Raw genomic sequence first — 22,195 nt, forward strand, 5'->3', positions numbered from 1 at the left:
ACCGCTTCACCATAACCGTGCGGCAAAGTGCTTTCTCCTGAAAACTTTACTCGGTGAGCGTTGCCCACCCGGCTGTGGCATGCTCAGATTTTGCTGATGTTCGGTCGTGCGCCACACTGTGGAGTGCGACCTGAGGGGGAGATCCGTCTCATACGTACTGACGTGGCGCTATGGCGTCTAAGTTCAGGAGGGTAGCGAGGTTTGCAACCAGGCAGTTTCATCATGCAGCACGGCAGGTGGGACATCGGTCGCGTGGGTGAGGTTCAGGGGAGCCGAGTCCGGATCGAGTACTTCGAGTCCGTTGTCGAACCGGTCGTCGAGGCCGTTGATGCTCTGGTGCAGGACTGTCAACTCGTCACGCTTCCCGTTGGAGTGCGTGTGTTCTGGCGCGACCCCGACACCGGTGACTGGACCGCGGGGAGAGTTACCGCGCGGCAGAATGATTCGTACTTCGTCCGGTTCCCGAACCGCGGCGATGACCGGCGGGTGCGTGGTTCCGATCTCAGGGTGCGGTGGAACCGCCCTGTCCGGGATCCACTGCATGTTCTGACGGCAGGTGGCAGCGAGCCGTGGTACTTCCGAGAGGCTCGTCTGCCGATGTTGAACGCGCTGGTCCGCCAGCGTGCGGCGTGTGCGAATGTTCCCGCGTTCCTGTCCTCGGCGGTCGAATTGTTTCCTCATCAGGTCGAGGCGAGTCTTACAGTCCTGTCCGATCCGGTACAGCGGTACCTGCTGGCGGATGAGGTCGGACTGGGAAAGACGGTCGAGGCGGGCTTCGTCATCCGCCAGACTCTCATCGACAACCCCCTGGCCAAAGTCACGATCGTGGCGCCGGATGTGCTGCGCAGGCAGTGGATTCGCGAGCTGACGGGCAAATTTTTCACTGACGATTTCCCGCGTGCCGAAATCAAGGTCCTCGCGCACGAGAACCCCAAGGGCTGGGCCAAACGTCGGGACAGCGACCTGCTTGTCGTGGACGAGGCGCACGTGCTGGTCCGCGGGGGTGATCCGAACTCGTCGCCGTACCGCGAGTTGGTACCGCTAGCGCACAGCGCAGAGCGACTCCTGCTTCTTTCCGCGACCCCCATCACCTCGAATCTGCTCACCCACCTCGGCCTGCTGCATCTTCTCGACCCCGATGTCTACCGCTGGGAGAACCGTGCGGCGTTCGAGGAGCGCTATGCCCTGCGTGCCGAACTCGCGGATGTCGCCTACGCCATCGATGCCGACTGGCCACCCTTGCTCCCGATGAACATCGACCGCGTACGGGCGGTTCTGCCCGAAGACCAGCGGGTCGAAGAGTTGGGCGCCGCAGTGCTCGCCCTGCTGACCCCGGACGGCGATCTCGCCGATCTCGACGACGAGGGCGAACTGCGGGTGCGCGTCGATGAGTTGCGAGGACACATCAGCGAGACCTACCGGCTGCACCGGCGGACGATCCGCCACCGGCGCTCCCGAGTTCTGGCAGACCGGGCCGACTCCGACTTCGTACCGTACGAGGTGCGCGGGCGGGAACGCCCTCGCCGTCTGACGATCGAGTCCGTTGCCGACGAGCAGCTCCAGGAGTTGGTCGAAGAATGGCGGACCGGCACTCGTGGCGCCTTGCTCGACACGGACGCCGAGGACGAGAGTGCGAGCTACGCCCAGCTTTACGGCATCCTCGTGGCGTATACGGGTATCAGTGGTCGCGACCTGCTTGCGATTTTGCGACTTCGGGTCGAGCAGGTCGAACCGTCCGTCGCTCTGGACCCGGTGGATCGCGGACTCGTGACCGCTCCTCTCGTCCTGGCCCACGAACGCGACATCCTGCGGGCGATCGAAGCTGCCGTGGCTGAGAGTGGCACCGCCGCCTTCGAGGCCGTGATTACGGCACTTCTGCCAGTGCTGAATCGACATCCGCGGACGATCGCGTTCTGCGGTGGCGGTGTCCTTGCCGATGACCTGGTCACTCGTTTGCGGGCACGGTTCCCGAAAGCCCCGCTGTTCCAGCACACGAGGTCCATGAGTGCGGAGAACGCCGAGAAGGCAGTGGCCGGCTGGCGGAAAGCAACGCGCGGGCTGCTGATCTGTGACGACTCCGGTGAAGACGGCCTGAACCTTCAGGTCGCCGATGCGGCGATCCATGTGCGGCTGCCGTGGTCACCCAACCGGCTCGAACAACGACTTGGCCGGGTCGACAGGTTCGTGACCATGGATACGCCACCGGGTCCTGCCGCGCACTACGTCGTGCTGCCTGCGGAAACGGAACTGCCTGCGACGGCCTCGTGGCTGGATCTACTGTGCGACGGCTACCGAATCTTCGACGCTTCGGTGTCGACGCTGCAGGACGCGATCTCACACGGGTTGATCTCCGTGTGGCAGCGAGCCCTCGAGGTCGGCACTGACGGGCTGGTGGAGTGCTCCGAGGAAGTGGAGCAGGCGTTGCGCGAGGCTGCAATCGAGATCGACAAGATGGATATGCTGGAGTCCATTCACCACACCACTATCCATGCCGATGATGTGGCAGATGCCATGAGCGCGTTGGAAACTGAGTGGAAACGGATCCGCGACGCGGTTCTGGGCTATACGTCGGACCGCAACGGCGGGCTCAATATTCGACGGCTGGAACAACTGGTTGATGGTCGGCGCGTGGAGGTCTTCGACATCGCCGGATCCAAGCCGAGGATCGACCCGAGCATCTTGCGCGTCGCCCGTTCTCGCTTCGGTGAGGACTCCGGCAAGGGCGTGTTCAACAGATCAGTCGCTGTGCAGCCCCCCGGCAGGCGGATCTTCCGCATCGGCAACCCGGTCATCGACCTTCTCGCGCACGTCATCGACAGCGATGACCGAGGGCAAGCGACCTGCGTGGCTCGTATCGATCCCGGGTACCGGGGGGAGGAACCCGAAGTCTATTTCGGGTTCGACTTCCTGGTCGAAGCCGACCTTCAGGTCGCGCTGGCAGAAGTTCCCGACGTGCCGGGCGCGATTTTTGCGCTGCGGCGTCGTGCCGACCGATTATTCGCTCCCTTCACGACGCGGGTGTGGATCGAGGTCGATGAGCAATGCGTCGTGGCGAGCCCCGATGCCGTCCGGTGGCTCGAGCGCCCTCTCGACAATCAGCGTGATCGCAGCATCGCCGGACCGAAACTTGACGAGCTCATCGGTCGGCTCGGTGGCTGGGCTGGCTTCCGCAAGGCCGGTGATGAGGCGGAACACCTGGCACGTATCCGACTGACCGAGACCGCGAAGCTAACCGAACGGTCCGCGTCGGCATTGGCACGAGCGACGGCTGGACTGCGCGTGATGCAGGCGCAGGCCAAGGCGCGTGCCTCGGCGGGCCGCCTCGTCAACGACGAGGAGTCGATGGTCATGGACAGCGCCGTGACCTCGAGGCTCATGGAGGGGATTCGCCATCCGAGTGCGCGTGTGGTCGCGGCTGTGTGTGCTGTCCGGATGGGGATTCCGAGGCAGGCCCGGTGAGTTTCGATTCGTGGACGGGTGCCCAGCGGTTGTTTGCCCAGTGGCCCACTGTCCCCTCCGCGGATGGTGCGACCGGGTTGCTCGGCCGATTGACGGACGCCGTTCGCGGGTTGGGTACCCGCCGCGCTTCCAAGGCCGACATTGCCGTGCTGACCAGACAGGTGCTACTGGACGCCGCGGCCCGGGGTAACCATGCAGGATTGGTCATCCCCCTCGATCCGGCGCTTCCCGACGAGTCCGACTGGTCGGATGTGGAGTGCACCGCGGTAGCGACCGCGGGCGGGTTGCGCGTCTGGGCGGTCCCATGGACTCCGGAGCATGCCCAGTCGCCTCCGGCGTCTTTGGCGGCCGCCGAGGACCTCGAGAACGTGCACCTCGGTAGTGAGGCTCGGCAACGCTTCACCCCGGTTCCAGCGCCTGCTGACCCGTTCATGACCAGTGCGTTCGGTCATCGAAGCTACAAGTCGGTCGGCCAGCGGCAGTTGGCTCGTACCGTAGCGCTGGCTGAAGCGGGCGCTACGCTGGTACTCAGCCTGCCCACCGGCCAGGGCAAGACTGCCGTCGCATTGGCCGCGGGGCTGGTTTCCCCAGAACAATCCGGGTTGACCGTCGTCGTCGTCCCTACCGTTGTGCTCGCACTGGATATGGAGCGGCGGACTCGAGAGGTCATGCGCAAGCACGACATCGGTACGTCGCACGATCGTTTCGCCTACCTCGGTGGGCTCGGAGCCGACGACAAGCAACGGATGCGGGACGCAATCAGATCCGGTCGGCAGCGCATCGTGTTCACGTCGCCGGAGGCCTTGGTCACCGGTCTCGCGCCGGCGTTGGCGGAGGCTGCGGCCGCTGGGCACCTCCGATATTTCGTGATCGACGAGGCACACCTGGTAGAGCAGTGGGGTATTCGATTTCGCCAGTCGTTCCAGCTGATGGCCAGGCATCGGGATCAGTGGATCGCCAACGCCCCGGAGGGCAGAGCGCCGGTGACGATCGCGATGAGCGCTACTTTCACCCCTGATCAAATTGACAGTCTGACGTTCATGTTCGGTGAGCCCGCGCGCACCTGGGTGGTCTCGGCGGCACAGTTGCGGCACGAGCCGAGTTACTACGTCACCCACTATACGAACGACGAGGATCGTGCTGCCGCGGTGCTGCGAGCCATCCGCCTACTGCCCAAACCGATGGTGCTGTACGTGACCACGCGCAGCGACGCGCGGTGGTGGCGGGATCGACTGCACGAGGAGGGTCTGCGCCGAGTCACGGCGGTCACCGGAGAGTCCAACGACGAGGCGCGGCGGGACGCGATGACGGGGTGGAGCGGCCGGAGTTCGACGGGAGCGGTCGCGACCGTCTACGACGTCGTGGTCGGGACTTCGGCGTTCGGTCTGGGGGTCGACGTGGGCGATGTCCGGACGATTCTCCACGCCTGTGTGCCGGAGTCTCTGGATCGCTTCTACCAGGAGGTGGGCCGCGGCGGACGCGATGGCCTCCCCTCCCTTTCGGTCCTGATGAGCACCGACAACGACTTCGAGGTCGCCGCGAACCTGGGAGACGAGCGGCTCATCGGTGCAGCTCTGGCCTTCGAACGGTGGCGCGCGATGTTCGTCGAGGCGGAACGGTTGCAGACCGAGGTATACCGTATTGACCTCGATCGTTACCGATCGGATCTGTCGAGAACCTCGAAATCAAACCGGGAATGGAACCTGCATCTCCTTGGGCTCATGCACCGTGCCCGGCTGATCGAGTTGTCGTTGACGGTTCCCCCCGACGTTAACGCTGGCATTTGGGATGATGAACTCGGAACACCGGGACAGCCCGCTGACCGGTTCGTTCAGATCACCCTTTTGGACAGCGCCGCAAACCAAGAGGACCAGTTTTCGCAGCGGATCAAGGATGTCCGCGGAGATATCAAGCGCAGTCGGCGTCACGCAGTCGACGGCATCCGGAACGTACTCAGCGGACGACAGTGTATGGGCCAGGTCCTGGCGGACTACTACAGCACCGATGACATCACGCTCGGTGTGACTTGCCGGGGATGTCCGCGATGTAGGCAGTCGGAAAGGCTCGCGGGAGAGAACTTCTACCGGCTCGCGGCTGAACCGGCGCCGTTCCTTCCAGTTTCGATCCGGGTCGACTGTGATCCACTCATCCGCTTCCGGGGATCGGCGAACTGCCTCAGCATCTCATGGGACAGTGACGCGGAGTTTCAGCGATCAATACCCAGGCTCCTCACCGCACTGGTGCGCAGAGGATTGTCGGTCGTCGGTGGCCCCGGCGCGACCGTCGTGCTGATGGCGGCTCTGCAACGGGAGGTCGGCCAGGTGCCGGTGATCCACGATCAGGACGACGATCTGTTGCGGTCGTATGCGGGGCCGATGGTGTGGGTCGGCGTGCCTGGCACCCAGGTGATGCCGACCGATCTGGTGAGCAGGATCCGGTCCGCTGACACCGTGTATGTCCTCCATCCAGGTACGACCGCGCACCCCGAGAAGGTGTCGGAACCGTTCGCCACAATTCATCGACCGACTGTTTCGGTACAGACAGCGTTGGAGTGTCTCTGATGGCTTTTTTGAACGTCGACCGAGCGTTGCCTCCGCAGTTGTGGGCACTGGTCCGGTTGTTGAGTGCGCGGCAACCCTTGACCGATAGCCAGGCCAAGGCGCTGTTGAGCCCCGACTCGTTGAATGCGGGGATGAAGTCCGACCCTCCGTACCATTCCGCGGTTCGCACGTTGCTCGAACTGGACCTGGTAAACCAGGACGAAAGTGGCAAGATATCGCTGTGTTATGATATTCCCGCCCTGGCGGACTTCCAACACCGCCTCCGCGAGGCTCTTTTCGCTCCCGTACGTAATACCGATCTGGAGTCGGACCCCATCACCGGCAATAGAGACCTGATCATCGTTCTGTGCTACTTCTTGAATTTCGACCCGCTCGACCCGCCGGTCACTCGGGCGAAGGTTGACGAACAAAGCACGGCTCGCTTCTCGGTGGAAAGGAAGAATCCGACACCGAGTAACGTCCGTTGGCCGCGATTCGTCCACTGGGCGCCGATGCTGGGGCTAGGTGCGACACCACTGATATCGGGTGCCGAATCGAGCGCGCTCACCCCGGACTGTACGACGGCAGTGCGGCAGGTACTGGCTGCAACCCAATTGGCTGGAAAAACGGTATCTGCCGTGGAATTGGTGCGGACGATCAGGCAAGCCATTCCTGTGTTGCCTGGCGGCGTCTACTCAACTCGGCTTGGGATTTCGGACCCGGGCGAGCAGGTTGTCGACCCGGCCCTCTCTTTCGCGCTTCTGCGCGGCTGTTACGAGGGCTGGTTGCGGTTCGAACGATTCGCGGACAGCGCAAGGACGGTGACCGTCGCCGACCGGGATGACCCGAATCGCCGGGTGTCCGACATCCTGGTCTCGGAGGGGATCAATGGCTGAGCAATTCATGCTGCATACCTGCTGGCGCGCCGACGAGGCAGCCCAGACGATCAATACCGAGGCGGTGAGCCCCTCGCGCGCCGTATTCCTGGCCACACACGCCACCTTGAGACTGCGGCGCAGCCAGTTGACCGGCGGGACACGCGACGACGCGAAAAATCTGGAGCGTGCAGCGGAGATCGTCGACGAGAATGTGGTTCTGTCCGATTTCCTGACACGACAGTCTGATACCGGCGCACTGCTGATGCCCGTCGTTGGCGGGTCCGGAACCGGCAAATCCCATCTCATTCGATGGGTTCGCGAAAAGGTCAAGGACACACCCAGACGCAAGGTCATCTATCTGGAGAAGGGAAAGACCAGCCTCAAGGCGGTGATCGTCGAGCTCCTCGCCGACCTTGAGTCCCACAAAGCGGCCGAACTCCGCCGCGCCATTGACCAGCTTTCCTCAAGCGTCGAGCCCGATGCGCTCGCCAGAAGGCTGATCAACAGCATTGAAGAAGAACTGTCGGCCACCACCCAGGACGGTATCTCCGGGCCGACCCGAGTCCTGCGGGGTCCCCGCGGAGTGGCCGTTCTGCTGCAGGACCCCCACGTTCGTGGCTACATGCTGGAGCCGACACGATTCATTCCTCAACTGGCATATCAACTCCTGCATGATCGCCGAGACGGCGAACGGCAGCGTCCCGAGCGGTTCACCCGGCAGGATCTGCCGCTAGAATTCGCCGAGATCAAGCAGGTCGCGGGTATGACTGCCAACGTGTTGAAGATGCTCTCCACTACGCCTGCGATGCAGGAAGCCGCAGTGGAATTGTTGAACCAGTGCCTGGAAGACGCAGTCAAGCGAGTCTTCAACATGGGTTCCGGCAGTTTGGTGTCAGCGATGGAGGAGGTTCGTAAGGAGTACGCCAGGCAGGGCCGCGAAATTATTCTCCTCATCGAAGACTTTGCGCTCATTCAAGGTGTGCAACGCGAACTGCTGGATGCCATGATCGAACCCGCACGGCGTGAGGGCGTCGACGTCCTGGCCCGGATCCGAACTTTGCTCGCGGTGACGACGGGCTACTTCCAGTCTCTGCCGGAGACAGTGTTGACCCGTCTGCACGCAACTGTGGGGTACGTCTACGACTTGGACGCGCCGTTCGACGCCGCCGGTCAGGGCGGGGACTATATGGCCTCCTTCGTGGCACGCTACCTCAACGCCGCGAGGCTCGGAGCCGACGCACTCCATATGGTGTCGCAGGGAGTGGAGGTTCCCAACAACTGTGATTCCTGCCCGTTCCAGACTGAGTGCCACGCCGCGTTTGGCGTCTCAGACGAAGGCTTCGGCCTGTACCCGTTCAATAGATCCGCGCTGACCAGAGCCGTGCACTCCACCGCACCCGCGGAGGCGCCGTATCAATTCGTGCCTCGTGCGGTCCTTGGGTCCGTGGTCCACAAGGTCCTGGTGCAGGACGCCAAAGCCATCCGGGAAGGTATCTTCCCGCACCGCGGCTTCAGCGAGCGGTTTCGCCGAGCGAAGATCGACGTTCCCCTCGATAGCGCCCTGCTCGATGAGGTCGAGTCCACCTACCCGACCGAAGTCGATCGATACCGCACCTTCCTGGAGTTCTGGGGTGATGCCGAGTCTCCGTTCGATGGCGAGCCGGGGGTACGGCTCGCATTCGGGCTGGCGGCGTCGGAGGCATCGCCTAACCCTCGGCCTCGGACCCCGGACCGGCCGAAGGTATCGACCGAGCGCGACCGGACTCCTCGATCGGACCACCCCCCCCTGCCGGCGCAACTTCGAAATTCGCTCCAGGAAATTGAAGAATGGGCGACTACGGAGGGTAAAGCAATGCCCAACACCGCACTCAAGTTGCGGGCGATTGCAGCCGATGCGGTAGTCTACCGGTACAGCTGGGCCGATCCGTTGATGGACAGCAGGACAAAGGAAGCCCTCAAGCTGATTTGGGGCGGTAACACCGGTGCGGTGTACATCCGAGGAGCACGGGGTGGGCTGAAGGTCGACCCCGATTCAGCTCCGATTCAGTTCGCGAAGAGTGGACGCAACGCGCAGTTCTTCAAGTCGGTACTGCTCATGAAGGAAGGTCACCCGCCCAACTCGGTGGAGGCCGTGTATCGGCTCGCTGAGTTGGCCGAGTCGAAGGCTCCCAACCTCACGAAAGCCATCCACGACAAGCAGGAGATCACCGATCCGGATCTCGTGCTGGGGTTGCGGGCGTCCTTGATCGGCGCCGCCCTGGCCGGCCGGGCGCGACCGGGTATGCCGGAGGCGGAACTGGTCGACGTGGTCCTGCACGACGGCGAGGGCTGGGCCCGTGCGGACTTCGCTACCCGGGTGCCGCCGTGGAACGAGACATTGACTGGCCACCTGAGCAATCGGCAACCGCTCGTGACGCAGATCAGAAACGCTGTTGGCATTTCACAGGGCGACCGCGGCAAGGTTCGCATGATCGACGCTGCACGCCTGCTTCCCCTGCTCGATGAAGCAGTTCGGGAGTGGGAATGGGAGGTCGGTGACCGCACGGTGCCCTCCTGGATTTCGCCCGCGGTGAAAGGCTTTCTGTTGCTGCCGCGCCTCGTCGACGATCAATTGGAGGCGCTGCGCGACTTGCTGGCGGCCCTCCGGCGCAGAGTCGCCAGGGGGACGCTGAATAAGGGCGTCGTACCCGCCGTTTTCGATGTCATGGACGAAGCCAGGCAACACGGGTTACCGCTGAGTTCTGTGCAGAGCCAGAGATTGAAGACCCTTGGAGCCGAGGTCGAAGGCGTGGATTGGCACGCAATCACCGAGCTTGAGGATGACCTCGCTCGGCTCGCAGGCCCGACGGGTGCGGACCAGGGCAAGAAGACGCTGGCAGCGCTTACCGTCGCGGGCCGGGAACGGGATCCAGCACTGCCCACCATTCGCAACTTCCTGGAAGCGAGTGATACCTGGTTGGACGAAGTGCTCGAGTCGGCCAAGCGCCGCAGTGGTGGGCATGAGACTGAAACCTCGGACAATCTTCAGTCTGTTGTTCGTGAGTGGGCCGAGATCGCGCGCAGCGAGGAGTTAGCCGATGAGTGAGGCAACGGTCTTCGAGAAGGTTGAGCAGTTGCAGAGCGAGATACGCCGCCTGGCGACGGCGGAACAGGGCCTCGACGAGGCGCGCCGGATCGCCAAGAGGGTCGCGAAGCTGAAGACATCGCTGGGTGATCTTCACACCAAGGTCGAGCTCGCGCGCAAGGTGAACAAGACCATCGGTTCGACGAGAGTAGATGTGTCCGCGGCGGGCCGGGGATATCAGGAGTTCGCAGCGACCGTACAGACCGTGACCAACCCCGGAGATGGAGTCTTCGCACGAGCCACCCGAGAGATTTCCGCGGTATCCAAGCGACTTGGCGAGGAGACCTACTCGGCCTGGTCCACCTGGGCCTCGGCCCGCATCTCGAAGTTGCCGTTGGGCCGGATTCCGATGCTCTCACACGCGGACCAACTCGATGCTCGGCGGCGGCGCACCGAGTTGGAGGGGTTGTCCCGGGCGAAAGAGCTGTCCAAAGCCGACGTCAGTCTGTTCAACACTTCGATCGATGGGTTGGCAGACCTGCTCGCCGATGTCGCCGACGTGCCCGCCGAGATGGCGGACCTGCTGTACCGGCTGTCGAGCGATCGACCGCCGACCCTGGCGCAGATCACCGACAGCGAGATTGCCCTGCTGCGTTCGCGGCACCTCGATGAACAGATCACGCTGAAGCGGATCAACAAGTGAGAGAGATGGAACCCAGGTTCGTCAATGACCTGCTGTCCGCACTCGAAGATCGGGAACTCCCTCTGTTGTCCTGGGGAGTGACCACCGGGGTCCTGTCCTGGGACGAGGTCACCGGGACGATCGAGAGCCTGCTCGCCGGACATCGCGATGCGCCGCGTGGAACGACTATCGACGCTCTGGTCGATTACTTGGTCAGTAAGGCTTTGCTGGTGCCCGTGCCGAGCGGTACGCCGAGCTATGGGTCCGCGGAAACGCCCATGTACCGAACTCGGATGGCCGAGGCGCTGCGGCTGACCGTGAACTTGCGGCAACTCTTCGCTCCACGCTGGGGTGCCACTCAGCAGACCGGCTGGTGGCTGAGCGGCCCGCGGCTCGTAGCCGATTACCGACTGCATGTCCGGCCGCGCCGATACCCGAAGCGAGACATCAAGGCCGACCAGGCGTGCACGCAACTGGCAACGCTCCAGGGGTGGGGTGACCCCCAGAAACAGATCGCCAGAGCCCTTGTGGGGGAGAATCTCCTCGCTGCTTTCCAAGTCGAAGCGACCCAACGCATCTTCTCCGCCATCGGCGCACCCCGCAGTCGAGGGATCATCGTCGGTGCGGGTACCGGCAGCGGGAAGACAATGGCCTTCTACCTACCGGCATTCGCTTCGATGGCAGGTAGAGCGCAGAAGGGAATCCACACGCTGGCTATCTATCCGCGTGTGGAACTGCTGCGTGATCAATTGGCGGAGACGATCCGTCTCGCGAATCAGTTGCACGAAACCAGGGTTACGTCTCGGAGGGTCCGGATCGGAGTCCTGTACGGGGATACGCCGAGAGACACCAGCGATGCTTGGCAGTTCGAGAACAAGCGCTCCGCTTGGAAGCAACGCCGGAATGGATTCGTGTGCCCGTACTTCGGTTGTCCGTCATGCAATGTCGGTGAGTTGATCTGGTGGAATTCCGATAGGAGCACCGGCGTCGAGCGGTTGCGATGCGCAAATTGCTCGCACACGATCGCGCCGCCGAGCCTGGCGTTAACACGAAAAAGCATCTCGGATAATCCGCCGGAGATTCTGTTCAGCACCACCGAGATGCTGAACAGAAGCGCGACCGGCCCGCTCTCGCGCCTGCTGGGCTGGCAGGGGGGAGCGCCGCCAGCAGTCGTGCTGTTGGACGAGGTGCATACCTACGTCGGGATGCACGGCGCTCAGGTCGCGCTTCTCCTGCGGCGTTGGCGCAACGCGGCGCGGAGGCCCATCACCTTCGTCGGCCTGTCCGCGACACTGCGGGATAGCGAGCGGTTCTTTGCTGCGCTGACCGGTCTGCCCCCGAGCGCTGTCGACCGCGTCGAGCCCAGGGAACCCGACATGGTGGACGAGGGACGTGAATACTGCATTGCCCTACGCGGCGATCCGATCTCTCAGGCGAGTCTGCTGTCGACCTCCGTGCAGACAGCGATGCTGTTCGGCAGGATCCTCGACAAACAACAGCATCTTTTCGGCACGACCGGTTTCATGTTCACCGACGACCTGGACGTGACCAACCGTTTCTACGACGCCCTCCGCGACGCAGAGGGCGGACAGAACCGCGCCATGCGGAGTAGCAAACAACCGGTTCTGGCTGCGCTGCGTTCGTCTGCAAGAGACTTCGAGGCAGACCGCGAACGCGATGGCCAGGTGTGGCGCGTGACGGAGAAGATCGGATACCCGCTCTCGGCTGACCTGCGACAGGAGCACCTGCGGATCGGCCGGACCTCGTCCCAAGATGCCGGGATGGATCGAGACGCCGACCTAACTGTCGCCTCACCGTCGCTGGAAGTCGGCGTCAACGATTCCAGAGTGGGGTTGGTGCTTCAGCACAAGGCGCCACGCAACCCAGCAGCGTTCATCCAGCGGCGCGGGCGAGCCGGCAGGCTCCGAGCCACCCGGCCGATTACCGTCGTTACGCTCTCGGAGTACGGGCGTGACCGCTTGGCCTATCAGGCCTACGAAACGCTGTTCACGCCAGTCCTGACGGCCCCCACCCTGCCCGTTGGCAACAGGTTCATTCAGAAGATCCAAGCGACTCAGGCCATGCTCGACTGGTTGGGTGGTCGGATGCGAGCCCAGCAGTGCTTTTTCGATCCACGCAAGGTGCTGGAACGCCCGCGGGGCAGGCAATTGATCGACGATTCCACGTATGATCTCGTCGCTGAAATTCTGCGTGCGGTCCTGGAGAATCGTGAGGGTGCACAGGACCACCTGGCGAAACACATCCAGAGTGCGCTGCAGATAGATCCGGAGGATGTCCAGGCGATCCTGTGGGATCCACCGCGGTCACTGCTGCTGGCCGTAGTTCCAACAGCGTTGAGAAGGCTCAGTACCCGGTGGGAGCCAGCTCGCGAAGATTCTGGTGCCAGGCCGGGCGACCTGCTTCCGGAGTTTCTGACGACCTCATTGTTCGCGCCGTTGAACGTCCCCGACGTCCGGTTGGAGTTGCCGTTCGGCGATCAGGGCGACACCGAGTCGCTCGGTATAGCGCAGGCTCTGCGAGAGACCGTACCGGGAAGGGTCAGCAAACGGTACGCATACCGACGTGACGACGATCGAACCTGGATCGCGCCTCCGACCGGCTCCGATGAACTCGATCTGCGGACCATTGTCGGTCCCGGCGCGATGATCGAGGGGGTGTGGGAAGGGGCTGATGGCAAGAAATACCAGGTGGTCCGCCCAACCATCATTCGCATGAAGGAGCCGGACCCCGAGATCCACACGAGGTCTCAGGGCACTGCGCGGTGGGTCAGTCAGGTCGCGGTCGGCGAAAGCACGCCGCCCCACGCTGCCGACATTCCGGACTCGTCGCCGTGGAGCACCCGATTGGTCGAGGTCGGGTTCTGCTCGCATCGGAGCGGCAATCCGGTCGAGGTCCGGCGAATGACGATCGGGGCGGACACTGTGATCGCTCGCGCCAACCAGCGCACCGATGAGCGGCGGAAGATCGCCTACTCACTCGACGGTGGACCGGCGGCACTCGGTTTCCATCTGGAGGTGGACGGAATCAGGTTCGTTCTCAAGCGTCCCGATCTTGAAACCCCTGAATTCCGGACCTATCTCGGCTCGCCGCAGTGGCGATCGCTGGCGTTTCTGGACGCAGTGCGCTCGGATCCGAACCTCGACGATGTGGCGAACAAGTTCCAGCGCGAATGGCTGGCCCAGATCTACCTCACCGCATTCGCCCTCGGAGGGGCGGATGGGCGTTCGGGTTCGACGGTGCACGCGGAACTCGCCGATGGGGCTTGGCGCGAGCAGCTGCCCGAGATCCTCACTGTCATGTATCGGAGCGCTGATACTCCTGGGTCGGGCGCGTCGACGACAGATCGGCTCGTCGAGGGGCTCTCGGCACTTGCAACGCAGCCCGCGGTCATCAGCTCGCTCAACCGCGCAGGCCTGCTTCTGACCGACCCCGACATCGTGGACCGGACAGCGTCGCTGGCGTCGCGCGTCTATACGCACACGGTTGCCGCAGCGATCCTCGCGGCTTCGATCCGTGTCTGTCCCCACGCGCAGGACAAAGACCTCACAGTCGATGTCTTCGAACAGGGGCAGGGCGACCACGACGTGGTGTGGCTGACCGAGACGTCGATCGGAGGTGTTGGCGTGGTCGAGTTCCTGGTCCAGAACTATGCGCAGGATCCCCGAGCATTCTGGACACTTGTCGATTCCATCCTGGCCCCAGCCGAGCACGAGCACGTCGACGCGGCGATGCTCGAGCTGCTGAAAGCAGTGACAGCGGATCCTTCCGGTGCAGCGGCACGCGCCATCGCCGAGTTGCGGCAGGCTCGCTCCACGCAGACCGCCGGAGCGGGACTGCAAGAGTTGCGCGAGGCGTGGACGACGCTCAGCGGGCCACCCCGGCACGCCGCGTTCGCCGCGCTGTCGACCCGCCTGTTGCGCCCCGGCTCGGACACTGCCTTGGACCGCACGGCCTTGAGGCTGGTCGAGGACTGGATGGAGTTGGAGCGACGACTCGGGGTGGAGATCGATGCACGCGTGATGGCCTTCGTGGCCAGTCGTGGATCCTTCGCCGACAGTGAGCGGGAACTGAGCGCCGACCAGGTATTCAGCCTGTTGTGGCCTCGGGGCCACCAGGCTCGAAACCAGCATCTGCAGTACTACCAGGGATTCGGTGCAGAAGCCGTCGTGGACCGGGCTCTGATCAGCGCTTGCCACGCGGAGCAGTTGATCGAGATCGACCTCGGCGAACCGGATTGGACCGTGCGATACCAAGCGGCGCTCACCCGACATGGAAGACTCGACCTGGTCAGTCGCGGCCGGGAAAACCGGGGTGTGGCGGCCGCGCTGGTCCTGCTCCCGGTTCTGCCCATTGACCGGGACACGCTCCGCCTCTACGGCCAGGTCCGAAACGTCGTCAGACACTCGGATCGCACCACCGTACGCGTAGAGATCCGGGAAGCGGTGCAATGACCACTACTGCACGTACGATTCGTATCAGTGAACAGACGCGTATCCGCGTCGCACCGGTCCTTCGCGCCGTGTTGCTGTCCGAGATGCTCGCCCCCAGCCCGCTGATCTGGCTGGTTTCGCCGTGGATCACCGACGTGGACGTGATCGACAACTCCGCGGGCGAGTTCGATGCCGTGTTCGGCGACGACTCGGTCACTGTGTGTCGGCTGTCGGACGCACTGGCCACAATCACCGCGGCAGGAGCGCACCTGCACGTCGTGACCCGCCCCGACGACCACAACGAACCCTTCCTGCACCGGCTCGCCGCCGAAGCCCCGCGTGGGCGATTGAAAATCATGCAGGCGCCAGAGGTGCACGAGAAGACTATGTGTGGGCAGGAGTGGCTGCTCACCGGATCAATGAACTTCACCATCCGCGGTATGACGGTCAACGACGAGGCGGTCACCTACAGCCAGGGCGGGCGGGAACCCGGCCAGGCCCGGATAGACCTGGAACGGCGTTGGGAAGGTACACCGTGACCGAGACAGTGGAACCACGAACACCGGAAGCCACCCGGCGACTGCTGGAAGCGTTCTTCGCGGCGGCCGTCAACGACGCCTGGCCCGACCTGGCCGACACCTACAAATGGGCGGATCGCACACGGCCTTTCGTTACCAAAGCCCTCGATCGACCAGATATCCCACTGGTGCTGCCCGCATTCGAGAAGGCGATGGACCGCTTCACCGTCTATGTGGTGGTGGACAAGCGGGAGGATGTGGTCCCGACCTCGGAACTCATCAAGGCGTTCGCGGGGCCGAGTCATCTCGCTCAAGCGTCCATGGAGCGTCCCGCCCGGCTCGACCCGGAAGTCGAGATCGAGCGGATCCTGCTCGAGACCGTGAATGCCGCTGCTGTGTTCCGTCTCGGCGCGGGGCCGACGGCGAAGCGGTGGCCCGGGCTGACCGATGCGCTGCGGCTGATGCAGGAAGTACTCGCGATGCGGCCGGTGCGGTCATGGCACGTTGCGAAACCTGCGGGTCGGCTCCTGGCCGAATTCGATGCCGCGCTGGCTGCCGGCGGTGAGGCGAGCTCGGCGTTGATTCTCGAGCAACTGCGGGAGACCGGTGGCCTGGACGCCAGCAACTTGGCTTACCTGACGATCAAACGGCTCAACCGGCTGGGCAAAGACGCGGAGATTCAGGAGCTTCCCCGGCTGGCGGATGTCGTTCGCCAGGAGCCGCCGACACCGGTACGTGAGGCTCTGCTGGAATCGCTGTACTTCAGCGCGATCGAGAAATACCTTGCGGCCGACGAGATCGACGGTGCAATCGAGCTGCTGGCGGAAATTGGCACGCACGTGCGGGAGTTGTTGAGTGGGCCGCTGAGGCTCCGTTCGACCGGCGCGTTGACCATCGCGGTGCTCGCGGGAATCATCGGTGATGATCACGAACTGCTCGAACACGCGAAGGCCCGACTGATCAGCCTGCAGCAAATCGAGGAACTACCGGCGGTGGTCCGTGCAGAGTTGCTGAACAGGACCGCGGATGCCTCGAACGACGCAGTGGTTGCGGATGGAACGACACCCACGATCTCGTCCTGGGCCGAGTTGGTGGCCGCGCTATCCGAGGATTTCCCGGCCGCGCGACATGTGCTTCGAGAGTCCAGTTGGCAGGATTGGTCCTCGCCCGCTGACGACGACGAGAAAATCGCCAGCCTGCTGGATGGCCTGCCGGATGAGGGCGCTGAGCAGATATGGAGCGCTGTCGGTGCCTTCCTCGACGCTGTCGGTTACCACGACCCGGCAGGGCACAGCGCCGAGGCATTTATTCTCAACGCCCTCACCTACAACCGATTCCACCCCGGCGACCTGTTGGCGATTCAGGCGCTACTCGGTGTCGCACTGCGCGATGCGCCGAGTGCCGATCGTTACAGCAGCCTATTGCGGGAGATCGGCTCCGAGGCCGACCGCTGGGTTGCACCGGAACGGGCATCGACGGCGCTGGACATGGTCGATTCTCTGGTGCTGGCGGCGTGCCCGGACGAAGCCGAAAGGCGGCAACTGGGCTATAGACTTCTGACTCCGCTCTCGCGGCATTCGAAACGTCTGGAGAAGGTCGACATTGCCTTCGCCCGCGTCCTCGACGACGAACTCGAATTGGGACTGCCATGGCAGACCGAGCAGAACGACGACCAAACGGATTCGGAGAAGTGGTTCGCCGGGGAGGTGAATGTCCTACTCTACTCGCTCGATGAGAAGGTCTTGGGGCGAGTGACCGAGCAATTGCGCTCCGTCGCACCGAACACACGGGTCACGACTTCATCGGACCACGTGGGTAGTCCGCGGCTCCGCAAATGGGTGCAGCACGCTGATCTGGTCGTGTTGATCACGCGATCTGCAACGCACGCCGCGACCGGCTTCATCTCCAACCACGCCAGTAAAGATAAAATCGCCTATGTGGATGGGAGTGGATCTGCTTCATTGCTGCACACCACGTTGACGGAGCTCGAGAAGCGGTTCGGATAGCCGGATTCCATTGAATCTTGGTTCGAATCAGCCGTTGCAGTGACATCGGACAGGCGGAACTTCCACCGGTTCTGACGCCACTGCTCAGCAGTGAGGGCCTTGGGCCCGAAGCCGGGCCGGCGATCAGTAGAGTGGCGTCGGAACCTGGTTGTCGACGACCTGTAGCAGGTAGTTCGTCAGCAGGCGAACATCACTCGGCGTGTTCTGCAGACCATTCCACTTTCGCTCGCCGCTCTCATTGAAAGCCCAGACGCCCTTGGTCCACCGGGCTAAGCCCTCGATCTGTTTCATTGCATCGCCAACCGTTTCCGAATCGACTTTGTCATACGTCAGATGCTCGGTGAGGTGATCCATGACGAAACCCATCGATTGGATGCCTACACCGTGCGTGAGCCGAGAATGGCGGGGGTCGAGCTTCCAGGCATCGGGAAAAGTGTCTCGAACCAAACCCCAGAAAGTGTTGAGGTGCGCGAGCATCTTGTCGATATCGCCGGTTCCATCGGCGGGATTACGGTACTGGTAGAGCGCGCCTTCGTACAAACTGTGCTCGATCATCTTCAGGACGCTGTTGTCCTTGATGTAGCCATCCGGAGCGGTCGGTGTAGCGATGATCCGATAGAATGGGCCCCGGATCGTGCCGTTGAGCCGGGTCATGATCTCGGCCGGAAGTTGCCGACGAGCGTATGCTGGGGGGAGATGCCCCGTAGTGTCCGGCAGCAACTCGTTGACCAAGCCCTTGGGAAGTGGCTTCGTGTTGTTTACAAGAATGAACTGCGAGCGCTGCTCTGCCTCGTCATCGGCAATGAACGCCACTGCGGCTACGGGAAACTCGTCGATGTCGGCGTCCCGGATCGCCGCACTGCGCTGCTGTCCGTCCACCAGCCAGGCCGGTTTGTCTTGTTCGGCGAGGGTCTCGTCGATCGGCACCACCAACTCGCCAGGTACAGAGTATTGAACGGCTGACGGCGATCCCGCCGAGCGCTCGAACGTGACTCGTTTGTCGAACGCAAGGACTACTGCGTTCGGAAGCATCGCACCTTCCGATTCGAGATAACGTTTGATCGCCCGAATGTGACTCGAGACTTCAGGGCGCTGGTAGCCGTGGAGAGCTTCCTCGGCACCCCGGCGGATACGGGAAACTGCTGCGAATTCGTGAATCCGCTTGCCGTCCACTGCGAAACAGTAGATGCGGCGATTCCCCTGCCGAACCTCCAGCGCGGGAAGACGAAGCGTGTAGCGGTCGGCCATTATCTCTCCTCGGCAGACGGTCGGATGGCAATGTCGTGCATTCTCGCACTTAGCACCGACAGATTGTGGAATCCGCGACTCTTGTTGCGCTCGGTACCACGGAAGATGACGATTTCTATGCCGTGCTTTTGGCAGAGTTCACACCGACAGGACTTCCACGGCTTCGCTTCGAGGGTTCGCTGGTAACCCGGAATCCGTGTCTTCTTACTCGGGTCAACGAGTCTCTCGTATTCGGCAAGTGCCGATAAAACCGTCTCCACCGAACTGGCGCCGGAGTCGAATTTCCGCAATTGCTTCAAACACTCACGCTCGGCGGCCTTCACGGTATTCTGGCAGACGGCGCCCGATAAGATCCGGCGTTTGAGTGCAGGATTTCCGTCCGACTGCTGGACCCGAATAGCCGGGAATGTCCCGTCCGATGTATGATAGTTGTCCCGGTCGTCCATGAATGCTTGTTTAAATGGTGACGTGCTATCGAAGCTCGTCACACCTAGCCGTGCGAACTCTTCCATCGATGTCACCCGGGTGATTCCCAGTAGATGAAGTTCGGTCCTTGGGGCACGAACTTCATCGATGCTCTGAAGGCAAGCGAGGATCTCGTTGGTCTTCAGAGGTACCATGCCTCCCAACGCAATTCGCTTGTAACCCATATCCTGCAAACGCTGCACACTGTCGGCGTAGCTCGCTGGACTCCAACCCTGTGCAGAACCTACCGGTTCGATCCTTCGACCGCGCGACTCAACGCCCGCCAGGAATTTCTCGGCGTATCTGAGAGATACCTGCCGCCTCTCCGTCCATGCCGGTTTTGCGTCGGCATCAGAGACATCGGGGGCGTAGCCAAAGATGATGTGATCGATACTGATACCGGCATCGAATCCGCAGCCTTCGTAGAAGTCTAGGACTTCGTCTACAGTGTACGGGGGAAGTTCTTCATCGATATAGTTGAAAGCTCCGCAGTCGCCGAGCGACGCAACACCATCGGGTAAGCGGAAATAATTTTTCACGCCAAGGCGATATAATCGTTCCCGTTGCGGCATCGAATATTTACCGGCACCTTTTATGGAGCCATCGACGATGGCTTTGCTGACCAGTATTCCATCGTAAGGCGGTGGGCTCAGAACCTCATGGGCATATTTGTCGTCACGCTGACGCACTCGAAAGGGGGAGTACTCATCATTGATGAAGTCGTAAGTTGGGCTAACCATATCCTGGCTGTCGGGAAAGAAGAACTTCACATGAGTTCCCTACGTGTTGAGTGGTAGATGCGAATCAAATAATTGGAAAGTTCTTGAACATGCTTCGTGACATTTTCGATTTCATTCCAATTGTGTCCGATATCATCCCAAGTGCCTGCGGTCCAGCGACAATGGGGGACGACAAGGGCGAGGTGCTGGCGTATCCGTTCGGGAGCATCCTCGTGCAGTGGATCTACTGTTCCCAAGATTCGATCCATGAGGCGGCCCATCGCCAAGATTCCGGCTTTGTGCATGAGTCGACTTTTCTCCGGAGGCTTTCCCCAGGCTTCCGGAAAAACGTCTCGAACGGCTGACCAATATATAATCAAAGCCTTGATAATGCTGTCGAAGTCGGTTTCGCCTCGCCCTATATCCCTATACGGGTATAGACAACCCGAAGATGATGTAAGACTCTCCTGAATCATTGCCACGATACCGGTGTCTGTGATGACCGCACGACTCGGCAAGTTGCCTGACATCGAGGCGCGCTTGATCATGCCTACGAACGGCGACGAGTTATCTGTATTCAGGACATCACACAGCTTGGATGGTGCCTGTCGGATTGCAAGCCGTGCAGGGAGTGGGCTGTCAACCTCGGGCAGCAGTTCGGTGACCAATCCTCGTGGCAAAGGCTTCGTGTTATTGATCCGGACGAACTGGTCACGCTGGAGATTGACGGTGTCGGCGACGAACGCTGTAATCGGGACAGGAAAGTCCCGGCGTTGGGCCCGTGACAGCGCCAACGCTCGCTGCTGACCATCGACAATCCAGGCCGGTTTCGTTTTACCCGCTTCTGGCAACGGAATGGTAAGCCTGCCGGTATCGGATACCCCGTCGTCGGGATGGCGATTTCCGCCTCGGGTGCTCCGGAACGTAACCTCCGGTGCCAACGCCATAATGATCGGGTTCGGGAAGATGGGGACGTCACTGTCCAGGTACTCCACGATCTCTTGGATGTGCTTGCGTACCTGAGGTCGCTGATAGCCGATCAGCTTGCCTGCCTCGTCACGACTGACGCGGGATATATCAGCGAAATTCAGGATCTCGTCGGCGCGCAGCATAAATATGTAGAGCGGAGAATCTTTGGCTTGAACAATCCGAAGCGCGCGGACTTCCCGCGTCGGAGTGGCTCTGGTCGATGATGACATCAGAACAACACTTCCCTTGCTGCTGCTTCTTCGGCGAAGAGCGCTTTGAAACGAGCCTGCTCACATGACAGCCCCGAATTCCTAAGCGTGCGCAACAGTTTCGTTGCAGATGACGGTCCATGGGCGATGTGCTGTCGTATGAAGGACCGGACGTCCTCGTCAGCAAGTTTCATGCCGGCCGGTCTCCGGCCCGCATCTGCAGGCGCGGCCGCGGTGGCGTGAGCGATCAGCTCGGTGAGCAGCGATCGGCGTAACGGCGTGTCGGACGCACGCGCGGTGCGCAGAATATGGTCGGCAGCACGCACATTAAGCGCCTGCATGCTGCCGCCGACTGCTGGTCGAAGGACCGCGGTTACCGGCACGATCAGGTCGGCGATCCTGGGCGAGCTTCCTGGCGGTCCGAACACTGAGATGTTATCCGCGTCTCTCAGCCGCGACGCCGCGTCCGCGAGATCGTGGGAACAGGCGCGCAGATACGCATCCGACATGACGGCGACGATCACCGAGCTTGGGTCCCGCTCTGCCAGTGCCGCGAAGGACCGCGGTTCACCGTCGCACGGTCCAGCCCATCTCGACAACTCGTCCCACCAGCGCCGTGCGCCATCCCAGGTCTCAGCTACGGAGTCGGGCTGGCCCCCGGCAAACGTTGCCGCGTAAGGATGGATCCGAGCCGCGGCGGGGATCAGACCGTAGCCTGCCGAACTGACCCAGAGTGTGGCGGATGCCCCGACTGCCTCGGGCAGTTGCCTGGCAACCTGCCAGTGTTCGCCCGCGTACATATCCGTCGCGGCAATTGTCGGTGAACCTGCGGAGAGGCGTTCGAGCCATGCAGCGCAGCGCTTCTCTGATCTTTCGACGTGCAGATCCCGAAATCGATGGTGTTGCGGTGCGGCCTGGCGCTTACGGTTCGCGCACGTCACCACGATGTGCACGGCCCGATCTCGTGGGGTTGTGCGGATGTCCACC

Annotated in this window: 12 protein-coding genes; 8 read left to right on the forward strand and 4 right to left on the reverse strand. The window is 62.3% G+C overall.

Going from position 1 to position 22,195, the window contains the following annotated elements:
- Positions 1-222: 222 nt before the first annotated feature.
- The 8 genes from dpdE to dpdD are packed head-to-tail and all read left to right on the forward strand — an operon-like array spanning position 223 to position 17,598.
- Positions 223-3,459, forward strand: coding sequence for a protein DpdE (dpdE, locus tag ACFUUZ_RS11945; RefSeq protein ID WP_378695208.1), 3,237 nt, complete (start codon positions 223-225; stop codon positions 3,457-3,459).
- Complete coding sequence (gene dpdF / locus ACFUUZ_RS11950) at positions 3,456-6,020, forward strand: protein DpdF (protein ID WP_378695211.1); 2,565 nt, start codon at positions 3,456-3,458, stop codon at positions 6,018-6,020. Before dpdE ends, dpdF begins: the two co-directional genes overlap by 4 nt.
- Positions 6,020-6,895: a protein DpdG gene (gene dpdG, locus ACFUUZ_RS11955; protein WP_378695213.1), complete on the forward strand. Its 876-nt coding sequence runs from the start codon at positions 6,020-6,022 to the stop codon at positions 6,893-6,895. Before dpdF ends, dpdG begins: the two co-directional genes overlap by 1 nt.
- Positions 6,888-9,962 carry a protein DpdH gene (gene dpdH, locus ACFUUZ_RS11960; RefSeq protein ID WP_378695215.1) on the forward strand — a complete coding sequence of 1,025 codons (3,075 nt, stop codon included), beginning with the start codon at positions 6,888-6,890 and terminating at the stop codon, positions 9,960-9,962. Before dpdG ends, dpdH begins: the two co-directional genes overlap by 8 nt.
- Complete coding sequence (locus ACFUUZ_RS11965) at positions 9,955-10,644, forward strand: hypothetical protein (RefSeq protein WP_378695216.1); 690 nt, start codon at positions 9,955-9,957, stop codon at positions 10,642-10,644. The genes dpdH and ACFUUZ_RS11965 overlap by 8 nt, the downstream gene beginning before the upstream one ends.
- A 5-nt stretch (positions 10,645-10,649) precedes the next feature.
- Entirely contained in the window at positions 10,650-15,095 is a 4,446-nt protein-coding gene (gene dpdJ, locus ACFUUZ_RS11970; protein WP_378695218.1) for a protein DpdJ, read from the forward strand.
- Positions 15,092-15,613 (forward strand): phospholipase D-like domain-containing protein DpdK, encoded by a 522-nt coding sequence (dpdK, locus tag ACFUUZ_RS11975; RefSeq protein WP_378695220.1) that lies wholly within the window; start codon positions 15,092-15,094, stop codon positions 15,611-15,613. The genes dpdJ and dpdK overlap by 4 nt, the downstream gene beginning before the upstream one ends.
- The gene (gene dpdD / locus ACFUUZ_RS11980) at positions 15,610-17,598 is read left to right on the forward strand and encodes a protein DpdD (protein ID WP_378695222.1); all 1,989 of its coding nucleotides are present in this window, start codon (positions 15,610-15,612) and stop codon (positions 17,596-17,598) included. The genes dpdK and dpdD overlap by 4 nt, the downstream gene beginning before the upstream one ends.
- Positions 17,599-17,721: 123 nt before the next feature.
- Here dpdD and dbpB (ACFUUZ_RS11985) read toward each other — a convergent pair whose 3' ends face one another.
- The 4 genes from dbpB (ACFUUZ_RS11985) to ACFUUZ_RS12000 are packed head-to-tail and all read right to left on the reverse strand — an operon-like array spanning position 17,722 to position 22,194.
- Complete coding sequence (gene dbpB / locus ACFUUZ_RS11985; protein WP_378695224.1) at positions 17,722-18,846, reverse strand: DGQHR domain-containing protein DpdB; 1,125 nt, start codon at positions 18,844-18,846, stop codon at positions 17,722-17,724.
- Positions 18,846-20,081 carry a tRNA-guanine transglycosylase DpdA gene (gene dpdA, locus ACFUUZ_RS11990; protein ID WP_378695227.1) on the reverse strand — a complete coding sequence of 412 codons (1,236 nt, stop codon included), beginning with the start codon at positions 20,079-20,081 and terminating at the stop codon, positions 18,846-18,848. Before dpdA ends, dbpB (ACFUUZ_RS11985) begins: the two co-directional genes overlap by 1 nt.
- Positions 20,078-21,229, reverse strand: a complete 1,152-nt coding sequence (gene dbpB, locus ACFUUZ_RS11995) for a DGQHR domain-containing protein DpdB (RefSeq protein ID WP_378695229.1) — start codon at positions 21,227-21,229, stop codon at positions 20,078-20,080. The genes dpdA and dbpB (ACFUUZ_RS11995) overlap by 4 nt, the downstream gene beginning before the upstream one ends.
- Positions 21,229-22,194, reverse strand: coding sequence for a hypothetical protein (locus ACFUUZ_RS12000; RefSeq protein WP_378695231.1), 966 nt, complete (start codon positions 22,192-22,194; stop codon positions 21,229-21,231). The genes dbpB (ACFUUZ_RS11995) and ACFUUZ_RS12000 overlap by 1 nt, the downstream gene beginning before the upstream one ends.
- Between the last annotated feature and the right edge of the window lies 1 nt (position 22,195).

It is taken from the genome of Nocardia sp. NPDC057353 (assembly GCF_042667085.1).
Classification (GTDB): Bacteria; Actinomycetota; Actinomycetes; order Mycobacteriales; family Mycobacteriaceae; genus Nocardia.

What these genes read in the sequence shown, in the direction of transcription:
- dpdE (WP_378695208.1), top strand. Translation starts at nt 223, where the DNA reads ATGCAGCACGGCAGGTGGGACATCGGTCGCGTGGGTGAGGTTCAGGGG.
- dpdG (WP_378695213.1), top strand. Translation starts at nt 6,020, where the DNA reads ATGGCTTTTTTGAACGTCGACCGAGCGTTGCCTCCGCAGTTGTGGGCA.
- dpdH (WP_378695215.1), top strand. Translation starts at nt 6,888, where the DNA reads ATGGCTGAGCAATTCATGCTGCATACCTGCTGGCGCGCCGACGAGGCA.
- ACFUUZ_RS11965 (WP_378695216.1), top strand. Translation starts at nt 9,955, where the DNA reads ATGAGTGAGGCAACGGTCTTCGAGAAGGTTGAGCAGTTGCAGAGCGAG.
- dpdJ (WP_378695218.1), top strand. Translation starts at nt 10,650, where the DNA reads ATGGAACCCAGGTTCGTCAATGACCTGCTGTCCGCACTCGAAGATCGG.
- dpdK (WP_378695220.1), top strand. Translation starts at nt 15,092, where the DNA reads ATGACCACTACTGCACGTACGATTCGTATCAGTGAACAGACGCGTATC.
- dbpB (WP_378695224.1), bottom strand. Translation starts at nt 18,846, where the DNA reads ATGGCCGACCGCTACACGCTTCGTCTTCCCGCGCTGGAGGTTCGGCAG.
- dbpB (WP_378695229.1), bottom strand. Translation starts at nt 21,229, where the DNA reads ATGTCATCATCGACCAGAGCCACTCCGACGCGGGAAGTCCGCGCGCTT.